10 protein-coding genes and 1 pseudogene are annotated in these 13678 nt (G+C 71.0%); 6 read left to right on the top strand and 5 right to left on the bottom strand.

Annotated elements, in window-relative coordinates; all coding sequences use genetic code 11:
• The first annotated feature begins 83 nt into the window (after nt 1–83).
• On the top strand, nt 84–1382 hold the full coding sequence (locus tag D6270_RS10740) for a citrate synthase (RefSeq protein WP_109165615.1): 1299 nt from the start codon (nt 84–86) through the stop codon (nt 1380–1382).
• A gap of 652 nt (nt 1383–2034) precedes the next feature.
• Here D6270_RS10740 and D6270_RS10735 read toward each other — a convergent pair.
• The 3 genes from D6270_RS10735 to D6270_RS10725 all read right to left on the bottom strand — a co-directional run bounded on the left by D6270_RS10735 (nt 2035) and on the right by D6270_RS10725 (nt 5816).
• Nucleotides 2035–4485 (bottom strand): heavy metal translocating P-type ATPase, encoded by a 2451-nt coding sequence (locus tag D6270_RS10735; RefSeq protein WP_109165616.1) that lies wholly within the window; start codon nt 4483–4485, stop codon nt 2035–2037.
• Nucleotides 4486–4577: 92 nt separating this feature from the next.
• The gene (locus D6270_RS10730) at nt 4578–4898 is read right to left on the bottom strand and encodes a heavy-metal-associated domain-containing protein (protein WP_109165617.1); all 321 of its coding nucleotides are present in this window, start codon (nt 4896–4898) and stop codon (nt 4578–4580) included.
• Nucleotides 4899–5045: 147 nt separating this feature from the next.
• Nucleotides 5046–5816, bottom strand: a complete 771-nt coding sequence (locus tag D6270_RS10725; RefSeq protein ID WP_109165618.1) for a TetR/AcrR family transcriptional regulator — start codon at nt 5814–5816, stop codon at nt 5046–5048.
• Between the two features lie 156 nt (nt 5817–5972).
• Here D6270_RS10725 and D6270_RS10720 point away from each other — a divergent pair, with 156 nt between their 5' ends.
• A complete protein-coding gene (locus D6270_RS10720) occupies nt 5973–8306 on the top strand; it encodes an MMPL family transporter (protein ID WP_109165619.1) in 2334 nt (777 codons plus the stop codon).
• A gap of 243 nt (nt 8307–8549) precedes the next feature.
• Nucleotides 8550–9323 (top strand): class I SAM-dependent methyltransferase, encoded by a 774-nt coding sequence (locus tag D6270_RS10715; protein ID WP_109165620.1) that lies wholly within the window; start codon nt 8550–8552, stop codon nt 9321–9323.
• A gap of 19 nt (nt 9324–9342) precedes the next feature.
• Here the strand turns inward: D6270_RS10715 and D6270_RS10710 are convergent, their stop codons facing one another.
• Nucleotides 9343–9534: a helix-turn-helix transcriptional regulator gene (locus D6270_RS10710; protein ID WP_010064909.1), complete on the bottom strand. Its 192-nt coding sequence runs from the start codon at nt 9532–9534 to the stop codon at nt 9343–9345.
• 536 nt (nt 9535–10070) lie between these two features.
• Here D6270_RS10710 and D6270_RS10705 point away from each other — a divergent pair.
• Nucleotides 10071–10582 (top strand): annotated as a pseudogene (locus D6270_RS10705) (DinB family protein).
• Between the two features lie 8 nt (nt 10583–10590).
• On the opposite strand, the gene D6270_RS10700 reads toward D6270_RS10705, so the two are convergent.
• Nucleotides 10591–11505, bottom strand: coding sequence for a sugar phosphate isomerase/epimerase family protein (locus D6270_RS10700; RefSeq protein WP_109165621.1), 915 nt, complete (start codon nt 11503–11505; stop codon nt 10591–10593).
• Between the two features lie 132 nt (nt 11506–11637).
• Here D6270_RS10700 and D6270_RS10695 point away from each other — a divergent pair, with 132 nt between their 5' ends.
• Both D6270_RS10695 and D6270_RS10690 read left to right on the top strand, forming a co-directional pair.
• Nucleotides 11638–12732 (top strand): 5-dehydro-2-deoxygluconokinase, encoded by a 1095-nt coding sequence (locus D6270_RS10695; RefSeq protein ID WP_109165622.1) that lies wholly within the window; start codon nt 11638–11640, stop codon nt 12730–12732.
• The gene (locus tag D6270_RS10690; protein WP_109165623.1) at nt 12729–13670 is read left to right on the top strand and encodes a Cgl0159 family (beta/alpha)8-fold protein; all 942 of its coding nucleotides are present in this window, start codon (nt 12729–12731) and stop codon (nt 13668–13670) included. Before D6270_RS10695 ends, D6270_RS10690 begins: the two co-directional genes overlap by 4 nt.
• Nucleotides 13671–13678: the final 8 nt, after the last annotated feature.

Raw genomic sequence — 13678 nt, 5'->3', positions numbered from 1 at the left:
GTGCACTCTCCTGAGCCGAATGGGGGAGGGTGGAGACAGTCAGGGCACCTCGAAGAAGAGGCACTACGTCGGTGAGGGATGACGTGAGCGAGCACACCAACAACGCTGTAGTACTGCGGTACGGCGATGACGAGTACACCTACCCGGTGATCGACAGCACCGTCGGCGACAAGGGCTTCGACATCGGGAAGCTCCGGGCCAATACCGGCCTGGTGACGCTGGACAGCGGATACGGCAACACCGCCGCCTATAAATCCGCCATCACGTACCTCGACGGTGAGCAGGGCATTCTGCGCTACCGCGGATACCCGATCGAGCAGCTCGCCGAGCGCTCGTCGTTCCTCGAGGTCGCGTACACGCTGATCAACGGCGACCTCCCCAAGGTCGACGAGCTGGCGACCTTCAAGAACGAGATCACCCAGCACACGCTGCTGCACGAGGACGTCAAGCGGTTCTTCGACGGCTTCCCGCGTGACGCCCACCCGATGGCCATGCTCTCCTCGGTGGTCAGCGCGCTGTCCACGTTCTACCAGGACAGCCACAACCCGTTCGACGAGGAGCAGCGCCACCTCTCGACGATCCGCCTCCTGGCGAAGCTGCCGACCATCGCGGCGTACGCGTACAAGAAGTCGATCGGCCACCCCTTCGTCTACCCGCGCAACGACCTCGGGTACGTCGAGAACTTCCTGCGCATGACCTTCTCGGTCCCCGCCCAGGAGTACGAGCTGGACCCGGTCGTCGTCTCGGCGCTGGACAAGCTGCTCATCCTGCACGCGGACCACGAGCAGAACTGTTCGACCTCCACCGTCCGTCTGGTCGGCTCCTCGCAGGCGAACATGTTCGCCTCGATCTCCGCCGGCATCTCGGCGCTGTGGGGCCCCCTGCACGGTGGCGCCAACCAGTCGGTGCTGGAGATGCTCGAAGGCATCCAGGCCAACGGCGGCGACGTCGACTCCTTCATCCGCAAGGTGAAGAACAAGGAGGACGGCGTCCGCCTGATGGGCTTCGGCCACCGGGTGTACAAGTCGTTCGACCCGCGCGCCAAGATCATCAAGGCCGCCGCCCACGACGTGCTGTCCGCGCTCGGCAAGTCCGACGAGCTTCTCGACATCGCGCTCAAGCTGGAGGAGCACGCGCTCTCCGACGACTACTTCGTCTCGCGCAACCTCTACCCCAACGTGGACTTCTACACCGGTCTGATCTACCGGGCCATGGGCTTCCCGACCGAGATGTTCACCGTGCTCTTCGCGCTCGGCCGCCTTCCGGGCTGGATCGCCCAGTGGCACGAGATGATCAAGGAGCCGGGTTCGCGTATCGGCCGCCCGCGCCAGATCTACACCGGCGAGGTCCTCCGCGACTTCGTCCCGGTCGAGGGCCGCTGACCCGATCTCGTTACCGCTCGGTCGAGGGTCGCTGACCCGGGCCCGACCGCGCACCACCCGGCCTGGGGCCGCTGACGCCTCCAGCCGGTCTCGTACCACCGCATCACCTCGCACCACCCCGTAGTGCCCGGCCTCTTCGGCCGACTGCCTTCGCCCCGCGTACCGCGCTTCGCACAGAGCGCGGTGTCCGGGGCGATTCGGCGTTACGGGGGCCGCCGTGGGCGCTGGAGCGGGCGTTACGGGGCCTCCTGGGCGCTGAACCGGGAGCGGGGAGGTCGTTCCTGGGCCCCCGGGGCCCTGGGCGCCCCTGAAGCGCGAGAAACGCCCTGCCGCCGATCCCCCCACGGGTCGACGGTCAGGGCGCTTCCCATATCCCGGAGCGGATTCCCCCCACGGGATCCGGCCGGGCGTCTGAAGGGAGCCGAAGCTCCCGTTGTTGTGCTGTGCTGCGGTCTGCCGGGGTACGTACGCACGGGAGGGCCGCTCAAAGCTCCCCGGTGCACGTGCCCCGGCTCAACGCTTGCCACAGGAGCGTCCCCCAAGACACTCCATCGGACGTCCCCCAAGACATCCTTGGCATCGCACTCTAAGACTCACGACCCCACCAGATGGTTACCCTGAAACCGGTGTGATCTAAATCTCTTTGTGGAAGTTACGTGAAGGCACGCAACCGAAGGCTGTTCGTGACGACGAACACGGACGAAAACGCCATGGCGGCTCCCGCGATCATAGGGTTGAGCAGGCCACTTGCAGCCAGGGGCAGCGCCGCAACGTTGTACCCGAAGGCCCAGAAGAGGTTGCCCCTGATGAGGGAAAGAGTACGCCTGGAAAGGCGGATTGCGTCAGCAGTCACCTTGAGATCTCCACGAACCAACGTGAGGTCGCTCGCTTCGATCGCCGCATCCGTCCCGGTACCCATCGCCAGCCCCAGATCTGCCGTGGCCAGAGCCGCCGCGTCGTTGACCCCGTCGCCGACCATCGCGACGCTCCGGCCCGCCGCCTGAAGGCGCTTGACCACCTCCACCTTCTCCTCGGGGAGCACCTCGGCATGGACCTCGTCGATGCCCACCTCGCGGGCCACGGCCTCGGCCACCGTCCGGTTGTCGCCGGTCAGGAGGACGGGCCGCAGCCCCAGGGCCCGTAGCTGGGCCACGGCGGCCGCGCTGCCGTCCTTGACGGCGTCGGCCACCCCCAGCACGCCCCGGGTCTTTCCGTCCCAGGCCACGGCGACCGCGGTACGTCCCTGCTCCTCGGCCTCCGCCAGGGCGGCGGTCAGCTCCGGGGGGAGGGCGATGCCCGCGTCGGTGAGGAGGCGGGGGCGGCCGACGAGGACGGTGTGTCCCTCGACGACGCCCTGGACGCCGAGTCCGGGGATGTTGGTGAAGTCTTCGGGTGTGGGGAGGGTGGTCCCGTCGAGTCGGTCGACGGCGCCTGTCGCCACGGCCTGCGCGATGGGGTGTTCGGAGGAGTGCTCCACCGCGCCCGCCCGTCGCAGGACGTCTTTCTCGTTTGTGCCTTCGGCGGTGTGGGCGGTGAGGAGGGTCATCTTGCCGGTGGTGACGGTGCCGGTCTTGTCGAGGACGATGGTGTCGACGCGGCGGGTGGTTTCGAGGACTTCGGGGCCTTTGATGAGGATGCCGAGCTGGGCGCCGCGTCCGGTGCCGACCATGAGGGCGGTGGGGGTGGCGAGGCCGAGGGCGCAGGGGCAGGCGATGATCAGGACCGCCACGGCCGCCGTGAAGGCGGCGGTGGGTCCGGCGCCGGTGGCGAGCCAGAAGCACAGGGTGCCGAGCGCGAGCACGATGACGGCGGGGACGAAGACGGCGGAGATGCGGTCGGCGAGGCGCTGGGCGGCGGCCTTGCCGTTCTGGGCGTCCTCCACCAGGCGGGCCATGCGGGCGAGTTGGGTGTCGGAGCCGATCCGGGTGGCCTCGACGACGAGGCGGCCGCCGGCGTTGATCGTGGCGCCGGTCACGGAGTCACCGGCGGCGACCTCCACGGGTACGGACTCGCCGGTGAGCATCGAGGCGTCCACGGCCGAGCTGCCTTCGACGACCCTGCCGTCGGTGGCGATCTTCTCCCCGGGCCGGACCACGAAGCGGTCCCCGACGACGAGCCGGTCGGCGGGGACACGCACCTCCGTACCGCCTCTGAGAACGGCGACGTCCTTCGCGCCCAGGTGCATCAGCGCCCGCAGCGCGGCACCCGACTTCCGCTTCGCGCGCGCCTCCAGGTAGCGGCCCAGCAGGATGAACGTGATGACCCCGGCCGCGACCTCCAGGTAGATCGTGGAGCTCGCGTCGGCGCGCGAGACGGTGAGGTCGAACCCGTGCCGCATGCCCGGCATCCCCGCGTCGCCGAGGAACAGGGCCCACACCGACCAGCCGAAGGCGGCGAGGGTGCCCATCGAGACGAGGGTGTCCATGGTGGCGGCGCCGTGCCGGAGGTTGGTCCAGGTGGCGCGGTGGAAGGGCAGGCCGCCCCAGATGACGACGGGCGCGGCGAGGGTCAGGGAGAGCCACTGCCAGTTGTCGAACTGGAGCGCAGGGATCATGGCGAGCAGGACGACAGGGACGCTGAGGGCGGCGGAGATGATCAGCCGCTGCCGTAGGGCGGCGAGGGAGGCGGCCTGCTCCGCTTCGGCGGCGTCGGGCGATGCGTCGGGTGAGGCATCGGGCGGAGTGGGGGCGGGTGCCTGGTCCGGTTCCTGCTCCGGTTCCTGGTCCGGGGCGGGTCGGCGCTCGGGCTTGTGTGCGGCTCCATGCTCGGGGTTCTGCTCGTGCTCGGGCCCCTGCTCCGACCTTTGCTCCGGTCCCTGCCCCTGCCCCTGCCCCGGCTTCCGGCCCGGCTTCGGCCGAGCCAGAGGGCGGGCCGTGTAGCCGGTCTTCTCGACCGTGGCGACGAGGTCCGACAACTCCAGGCCCTCCGCGAAAGTGACGCGGGCCTTCTCGGTCGCGTAGTTCACCGTGGCGGTGACGCCGTCCATCCGGTTGAGCTTCTTCTCGACGCGTGCGGCGCACGAGGCGCACGTCATCCCGCCGATCATGAGCTCGGCCTCGGAGGCGTTCGCGGCCGGGGTCTTGGCTGCTGCTGTGCTGGCCATGTCCGAACTCCTGGGTAACGCAGGTCGGGCCGTACCTCACCAGTATCTGCTGGTGGGCCCGGCCCGACGGGGAGAGGGTGGTGCGCCGGCGTTCAGGCGGCCCGGCCGACGAGCTCGTAACCGGCCTCGTCGACGGCGGCGCGCACGGCGTCCTCGGTCAGCGGGGCCTTGGAGCAGACGGTGACGCGGCCGGTGGCGGCGACGGCTTCGACGGACGTCACGCCGCCGAGCGCGGAGATCTCCTCCGACACGGCGCCTTCGCAGTGGCCGCAGGTCATGCCCTTCACCTCGTACACCGTGGTGACCGAGTCCGCCGACTCGATCTGCACGTCGGCGCCGCCGCCGTGACAGGAACCGCTGGGCGAGCAGCAGGAGCCGGTGGACTGGGTGGTGGGCTCGGTCTCGGCGGTCATGGCGTTCTCCTCTTCGGCGTACAGGTGTGGCGCGGGGGGCCACAGGGAAGCCCGGGGCGCCCCGCTGACTCCATACTATACCCCTAGGGGTATTGATGAGGGTGGGCGCGCCATGCGCTGCCGGTCGGGGATGCGCTCCTGGGGGTCTCAGGGGGTTCGCTCCTGGAGGCTCCGGCCCTCGCAGGCGTGCGGGGCGAGGTGGGGTGAGTCGTCGCCGAGCAGCGGGTCCAGGTAGCGGTACATGGCCGCCTTCAGCTCCCGGATGTAGGCCTCGCGCTCCTCGCCCTCCTTGGCCATGATCAGGTCGAGTCCCGCCTTGAACACCATGAAGGCCATCTCGGCGACCCGGTGGACCTGGGGGGCGGGGACCTCCGGGAGGTAGCTGAGGAGGATCTCCTCGACCCGGCTCAGCATGGTGGTGTGCAGGGTGTCGTGCTCCTCGGTGATCCGGCCGGGGATCTCCGAGCCGTGCATCAGTACGAAGAACGCCGGGTTCTCGCAGTTGAACGCGATCAGCGGGTCGAGGACGGCGTCCAGCATCCGGTCGAGGGGCAGTTCGAGGTGGCTCGGGGTGAAGGCGGCCCCGTACGTGTCGCGCCAGCGGTGGAGCAGCTGGTCCCCGAGCTCTACGGCGATGGCCTCCTTGTTCGGGAAGAACTGGTACAGCGTGCCCGGGGAGACGCCGGCCTCGCGGGCGATGGCGTTGGTGCTGGACGCGGTGTAGCCGCTGGTGCAGAAGACGCTGGCCGCCGCCTGGAGGAGCTGGGCGATACGCGCCTCGCCCCGGGCCTGGCGGCGGCGCGGGCGGGGCGCCCCCGGTGAGTCCTCCGGCCCCGCGGTGCCGCCGGCTCCGTCGGTCGCGGGTTTTTCGGCTGCGCCGTCCCCTGTGGCGCCCTTCCTGGCTCTGGCCTCCGGCACGGTGATCCCCAGCTTTCGTGATGCGTTTGACAAACGCGAGTGGCCACTCGCATTCTAATGAAACGCGAGCGATCACTCGTGTTTGCCAGTGTAAGTGGCAACGACCGACCCATGCTGCCCTGCGCCGCCGGGTCTCGGTGAAGGGGACACCGCACCATGTCCGAAGTCAACGGTCCACCCGCTTCAGCCGGCACGGCCGGGCCGTCCCGTCCGTCCGGGCCCTCCGGTCCGCAGCCGGCCGGAGGATGGACCCGGTTCGTCACCGCCAGGCCGCGGCTCGCCCTGCTGGCCGCCCTGGTGATCACCGCCCTCGCCGTGTTCGCCGGGAGCGGGGTGGCCGACCGGATGGGCAGCGGTGGCTGGCAGGCCCCCGACGCCGAGTCGTCCTATGCGACCGAGGCGCTGGAGCGGGAGTTCCCCGCCTCGCAGCCCAACGTGCTCCTGCTGGTGGACAGCGGCACCGCCTCCGTCGACGCCCCGGCGGTGGCCGCCGAGGCCGCCCGGCTCACCGAGCGCCTCACCGCCGAGCAGGACATATCCGGAGTCACGTCGTACTGGCAGACCAAGGCGCCCGCCCTGCGTGCCGAGGACGGCCGCGAAGCGCTCATCGCGGCCCGGATAGGGGGCGACGAGACGGAGGCGGGCGAGACGCTCGAACGGATCGTCTCCGACTTCGCCGGCGAGAGCGGGCCGGTCAAGGTCTCGGTCGGCGGGCCCGTCGCCGTCCAGCACGAGATGCAGACGATCATCCAGGAGGACCTGCTGCGGGCCGAGCTCATCGCCCTGCCGGTGACGCTCGTCCTGCTGGTCATGGTCTTCGGCAGCGCGATCGCCGCCATGCTGCCGCTCCTTGTCGGCATCGTCGCGATCCTCGGCACCAACGCCGTGCTGCGCGGACTGACCGAGTTCACCGATGTCTCGGTCTTCGCCATGAACCTCACCACGGCGCTCGGCCTCGGACTCGCCATCGACTACGCGCTGTTCATCGTCCGCCGCTTCCGCGAGGAGCTGGACGCCGGGGCCGACACCCGGACGGCGGTCGGCACCACGCTGCGCACGGCCGGACGCACGGTCCTCTTCTCCGCGCTGACCGTCGCGGTGTCCCTGTCGGCGATGCTCGTCTTCCCGCAGTATTTCCTGCGGTCCTTCGCCTACGCCGGGATCGCCGTGGTCCTGCTGGCCGCGGCCGCCGCACTGATCCTGCTGCCCGCCGCGCTCATGCTGCTGGGCCCCCGGGTCAACGCGCTGGACCTGCGCCGCCTGCTGCGCCGCAGGAAGAGGACGGAAGCCGCTGCCGGGGAGACCGGCAGGGGGTGGGCGCGCTTCGCCGGGCTGGTGATGCGCCGGGCACCGGTCTTCGCCATCGTCACCACGGTGGGGCTCGTCCTCCTCGGACTGCCCTTCCTCGGCGTCAAGTTCGGTACGGCGGACGACCGCCAGCTCCCCGCCGGCGCCGAGTCGCGGGTGGTCCAGGAGCACATACGGGACGGCTTCCCCGGAAGTCCGAGCGGCGGCCTGGAGGTGCTGGTCGAGGGTGAGGGGACGCCTGCTGCGTACGAGGCCCTCAAGGACCGGATCGAGAAGGTCCCGGGCGTGCAGCGCGTCGACGGCCCGGTCACGGGGGACTCGGCCGCGTACTTCGGCGTGCTGCCCGAGGGCGAGGCGGTCGGGGAGGAGACCCAGCAGCTCGTACGGGACCTGCGCGCGCTGCCCGCCGACTCCTTCGACACCTCGGTGACGGGCACGGCGGCGGTCCTCGTCGACTCCAAGGACGCGATCGCGGACCGGCTGCCGTGGGCGATCGGCATCATCGTCGTGGTGACGCTGCTCCTGGTCTTCCTGCTCACCGGCAGCGTGCTCATCCCGATCCAGGCGGTCCTGCTCAACGCCCTCAGCCTGACGGCGATGTTCGGTGCGGTGGTCTGGGTCTTCCAGGACGGCAACCTCTCCGGGATCCTCGCCTTCACCAGCACGGGGGACATCGAGACGACCCTGCCCGTCCTGATGTTCTGCGTGGCCTTCGGCCTCTCCATGGACTACGGGGTCTTCCTGCTCTCCCGTATCAAGGAGGAGTACGACCGCACCGGCGACCACGAAGGCTCGGTCACCTTCGGACTGTCCCGCACCGGCGGTCTGATCACCGCGGCCGCCGTGATCCTCGCGGTCGTGATGGTCGCCATCGGCACCTCACGGGTCACCAACACCAAGATGCTGGGGCTCGGGATCGCCCTCGCCGTCCTGATGGACGCCATGGTGGTCCGCAGCCTGCTGGTCCCCGCGGTGATGAAGCTGACGGGCCGCGCCACCTGGTGGGCACCCAGGCCGCTGCGCGCCTTTCACCAGAGGTTCGGCCTCAGCGAAGGGGAGTCGGCCCCGGCCGGCTCCTCCGGTACGAAGGGTGGGACGGGCGGCGCGGGGGAGCCCACGACCGGGGGAGAGACACCCGAGGCGGGGACCCGGGAAGGGGAGAAGGCCACCGCGGGGGCGTAGAGGGAGTCCTCGTGCGAGACCGCCCCGGAATCCGTTCGGAAACGGCTCCCGGGGCGGCCCCGCAAGGCCTTCTGGAGGGCTGTGGCAGGCGCGCGGAGGGTGTGGCGGCGGGGCGGGGAGGGGGGTGGCCACCGTCCCGGCCGCAGCCCGTTCGAGCCCTGTCAGTGCGATCGCCCAACCGCACGTGACCTGGGATTTCCCTCTCCTGCTCTCTAAAATTGGCGCATGGGGAAAGGGAACCGGATGCACCGGAACATCCGCACGACGGACGACGTACTGACCCTCCTGGACGGCGTGTTCGCACCCGAGGCGCACCGCTGGACCGCCGACTCCGCCTCGTGGTGGGACGGCTTCTACGAGGACCGTGCGAAGCCGGTGCCGTTCTTCGCGGAGAAGCCCGACGAGAGCCTCGTCTCGTACGTCGACCGGGGGCTGGTCACCCCGGGCCGCGCGCTCGAACTCGGCTGCGGCCCCGGGCGCAACGCGCACGCGCTTGCCTCGTTCGGCTTCGACGTCGACGCGATCGACCTCTCCCCGGCGGCGATCGCCTGGGCAGAGGAGCGCGCCGAAGTGCCGGGAGCCGGGGCCCGGTTCCACTGCGGTGACGCCTTCGTTCTGACGGCGGACCGGGACGATGGGGCGGGTGGGGCGGAGTTGTCCGGGCCGTACGACCTGATCTACGACTCCGGGTGCTTCCACCACCTGCCGCCCCACCGGCGTGTCAGCTACCTCGGGCTCCTCGACCGCTGCCTCGCCCCCGGCGGCCACTTCGCGCTCACCTGCTTCGCGGCGGGGGAGGGCGGCATGGGCTCCGAGCTGCCGGACGCGGAGCTCTACCGGCAGGGGAGCCTGGGCGGCGGACTCGCCTACACCTTGGAGGAGTTGCGCGACATCTTCTCGGTCTCGGAGCTGACGGAGACCGAGCTGCGCCGGATGCGCGACGAGGCGCCCGCATCTCCGGTCTTCGGTGAGTCCTTTCTCTGGACGGCGCTGTTCAGGAGGGAGGCCCGGCCGTAAGGGCCGGTCCGGGGCGGGGTCAGCGGCCCCGGTTGCGGGGGCGGGAGGCGACCCAGGCGCGGACGGTGTCGCCGTACCAGTACGGCTTTCCGTTCTTCACCTGGTCGGGCGGCGGGAGGAGGCCGTGTTTGCGGTAGGAGCGGACGGTGTCCGGCTGGACCTGGATGTGCGCGGCAATGTCCTTGTAGGACCAGAGTGTTCTGTCCGTCATCCGTGACACCTCTCTGCGCTGCTCTGTTCTGACCGGTTCTGCTCCGGTGATCACGCAGCCTGCGCCCGGTTGAACGACAACGAACGGCAGGCGGGGTGGGGCTGTTGTGCGCCTGTGACGGAAAACCCGCGTAACGGAGATATGTGTGGCGAAACAGTTACTGGTGTGACAGAAGGGGCGAACGGTAAGTGCCTTGTCGGGCTGGCCCCAGCCGGGTGTCCGCCGATCCCGATGGGGGCCGGTGCCGTCCGGCGGACCTGGCCGAGCCTTCGTCGCCGCCCTGGGCCCGGAACCCGCCGCTGTCCGGGGGGGCCTGGGCGGTTGGCCCGCGGTTCCGGAAGCGGGATGGGAGCCGATTTCGCAGAAGTTCGCCCAGCGGTGTTCAGGCCGCCCGTTTCCACCGGCTCGCCGCTCGCGTGGGCGGCCGGTTCACCGGCGTGGTGGAGCGGGCGGCGCGCTGGTCTGTGAGGGCAAGGGCAGGGGGCGTGTTCCTCACCGTCCGGGCGATGTCAGACCTGGATGCCACGATGATGACCATGAGCACTTCCGAACGCCCGATGCCCCCGTTGGCCGCCGACGAGCGCACCAACCTGGAGAGCTGGCTCGACTTCTACCGCGCCACCCTCGCCCAGAAATCCGCCGAACTGCCCGAGGAGCGGCTCCGTGAGGCCTCTGCGGCGCCCTCGTCGATCACGTTGCTCGGGCTGGTCCAGCACGCCGCCGCCGTGGAGCGGAACTGGTTCCGCCGGGTCCTTGTGCAGGAGGACGTTCCACCGCTGTTCGCCCCCGCCGAGGGGGCACGGGGCACGACGGTGGGTTCGAGCTCACCGAGGACGCCACGTACGAGAGCGCGGTGGCGGTGTGGGAGGAGGAGGTCCGGCGGGGGCGGGAGAACTGCGCGGGGCGGGGACTCGACGAGACCAGCCCGTTCATGGGCGGGGAGGTGACGCTGCGTTGGATCTACACGCACATGATCGGCGAGTACGCGCGCCACTGCGGGCACGCCGACCTGATCCGCGAGCGCATCGACGGGCGTACGGGGGTGTGACCCAGCGGTCAGGGCCGTCCGCAGGAGCGGAGGAACTCGCGGGTGCGGCGCGCGATCGGGAGCGGCTTGTCCGGGTCGCACGGGTACATGTCCTGCTCCACGATCGCGAACAGGTCGACATCCAGGGCGCGCGCCGCGTCCAGGACCGGCTCCAAGGCGGGTACGCCACCGGGCGGTTCGCACATCACGCCCCGCGCCACGGCCGGGCCGAACGGGATCTCCTCCGCCACTACGGCCGCCAGGATCTCGGGGTCGACCTGCTTGAGGTGGAGGTAGCCGATGCGCTCCCCGTACGTCTCGATGAGCTTGACGCTGTCGCCGCCGCAGTAGGCGTAGTGCCCGGTGTCCAGGCAGAGCGAGACGAGGGAGGGGTCGGTGGCGTCGAGGAAGCGGTTGACGTTCTCCTCGCTGTCGATGTGGGTGTCCGCGTGCGGGTGGACGACGATGCGGAGCCCGTAACGCTCCTGGACCTCCCGGCCGAGCCGTTCCGTCTGGGTCGTCAGCTCCCGCCACTGCGCGGGGGTGAGCGTGCGGTCCTCCAGCACCTCGCCCGTCTTGTCGTCGCGCCAGAAGGAGGGGATGACGACCAGGTGTTCGGCGCCCATGGCCCGGGTCAGTTCGGCGATGTCGGCGACATGCGCCCAGGTCCGGTCCCAGACGTCGGGCCCGTGGTGCAATCCGGTGAAGACGGTGCCGGCGGAGACGGTGAGCCCACGGCTGCGGGTCTCGTCCGTCAGCCGGGCCGGATCGGTGGGGAGATAGCCGTACGGACCGAGTTCGATCCACGCGTACCCGGCCTCGGCCACCTCGTCGAGGAAACGCTGCCAGGGCACCTGCTGCGGGTCGTCGGGGAACCACACCCCCCACGAGTCGGGTGCCGAGCCGATGCGGATGCGGGCCGAAGAGGGCGCGGAGGGGGTCATATCGCCCAGCGTCGCGGCCCGTGCGGACGAGTGTCAAGAGTTCGTCCGAATGTCCGGACAAAATGTTGACAGGGTTCCCGGGAGGGGACTAGACCTGGGATCAGCCGGCCACCGGGGGTCGAAGGGATGCGCATGCCTGAGCCGTACGACGTGATCACCATGGGGCGGATCGGGGTGGACCTCTACCCCCTGGACATCGGTGTGCCGCTCGCCCGGGTCGAGACGTTCGGCAAGTTCCTCGGCGGCTCCCCGACGAACGTCGCGGTGGCGGCGGCGCGGCTGGGGCGGCGTACGGCGGTGATCACCCGGACCGGCCGGGACGCCTTCGGGGACTACCTCCACCAGGAGCTTCAGGGGTTCGGGGTGGACGACCGGTGGGTGACGGAGGTCGAGGCGTATCCGACCCCGGTCACCTTCTGCGAGATCTTCCCGCCGGACGACTTCCCGCTCCACTTCTACCGGCAGCCCAAGGCGCCCGACCTGGAGATCCACCCGGCGGAGCTCGACCTGGACGCGGTGCGCGATGCGCGGATCTTCTGGATGACCGGCACCGGGCTCAGCGCCGAGCCCAGCCGCGCCGCGACGCTGGCGGCGCTCCGGGCCCGCAGCGAGAGCACCCGCAGCGAGGGCGCCGGCCGCAGGGGTGCCTTCAGCGAGGGCGCCCACAGCGAGAGCGTCCGCAGCGAGGACCCGGCCAGGGGGGCCCGCGCCGCGACCGTGTTCGACCTCGACTGGCGGCCCATGTTCTGGGACGGCGGAGACCACAGCTCCGTGGCGCCTGCCCGCTACCGGGAAGCGCTCGCCCACGCCACCGTCGCCGTCGGCAACATCGACGAGTGCGAGATCGCGACCGGCGAGCGCGAACCGCACGCCGCTGCCCGGGCCCTGCTCGCGGCCGGGGTGGAGCTCGCCGTCGTCAAGCAGGGGCCGAAGGGCGTCCTCGCCGTCCGCCGCGACGGCTCCACCGCCGATGTGCCGCCGCTGCCGGTGGAGGTCGTCAACGGGCTCGGCGCCGGGGACGCGTTCGGCGGGGCGCTCTGCCACGGGCTGCTGGCCGGCTGGGACGTCGCCCGGACCATGCGGTACGCGAACGCCGCCGGGGCCATCGTCGCCTCCCGCATCGCCTGCTCCTCCGCGATGCCCTTCCCGGACGAGGTGGAGCGGGCGCTCGCAGAGGGGGCGGTCACGGACGACATCGCCTCCGGGCCCTCCGGAGCGGCCTCATGACCCCCGCCACGCCTGCCACCCCCGCCGCCCCCTCCGTCCGCGACCTGGTCCGGCTCCGCGCCGAACACCCCGAAGCGGTGGCCGAAGCCGCCGCCCGACGGAAGCGGCGCCCCCTGCTCCGTACGGCAGACACCGCCACCGCCCACGGGGGCCCGCCCCACCCCGGCCGGCTGATGATCATCGCCGCCGACCACCCCGCGCGCGGCGCCCTCGCCGTCGGGGACCGGGCGCTCGCCATGGCCAACCGGTTCGAGCTGCTCGAACGGCTCTGCCTCGCCCTCTCCCGCCCCGGCGTCGACGGCGTCCTCGCCTCCGCCGACGTCCTGGACGACCTGCTCCTCCTCGGCGCCCTGGAAGACAAGGTCGTCATGGGCTCCATGAACCGGGGCGGGCTCGCGGGCGCCGCCTTCGAGCTGGACGACCGGTTCACCGGGCACCGCCCCGAGGACCTGGTCCGCCACGGGTTCGACGCGGGGAAGCTGCTGCTCCGCATCGACCACGAGGACCCCGGCTCCCTGGACACCCTGCACGCCGCCGCCCGCGCCATCGACGCGATGGCCGCGCACCGGCTGCCGGTCTTCGTCGAACCCTTCCTCTGCCGCCGCGTCGACGGCCGCCTCCGCAACGACCTGGGCGCCGCCGCCGTCGCCACGTCCATCGCCATCGCGTCGGGCCTGGCCGGGACCTCCGCGTACACCTGGCTCAAGGTCCCCGTCACCGCGGACCCGGACGACATGGCGCAGGTCATGGAGACCTCCACGCTCCCCGCCGTCCTGCTCGGCGGCGAGGTGGGCGACGACCTGGACGGGGCGTACGGGAAGTGGCGCGAGGCGCTGCGGCTGCCCACCGTGCGGGGGCTGGTCGTGGGGCGTTCGCTGCTCTACCCGGTCGACGGGGACGTGGCGGGCGCCGTCGACACGGCCGTATCGCTGCTGTAGCCGGGTAA

Source organism: Streptomyces griseus subsp. griseus, from assembly GCF_003610995.1.
Taxonomy (GTDB): domain Bacteria; phylum Actinomycetota; class Actinomycetes; order Streptomycetales; family Streptomycetaceae; genus Streptomyces.
This window is presented reverse-complemented; position numbering and strand designations above follow the sequence as displayed.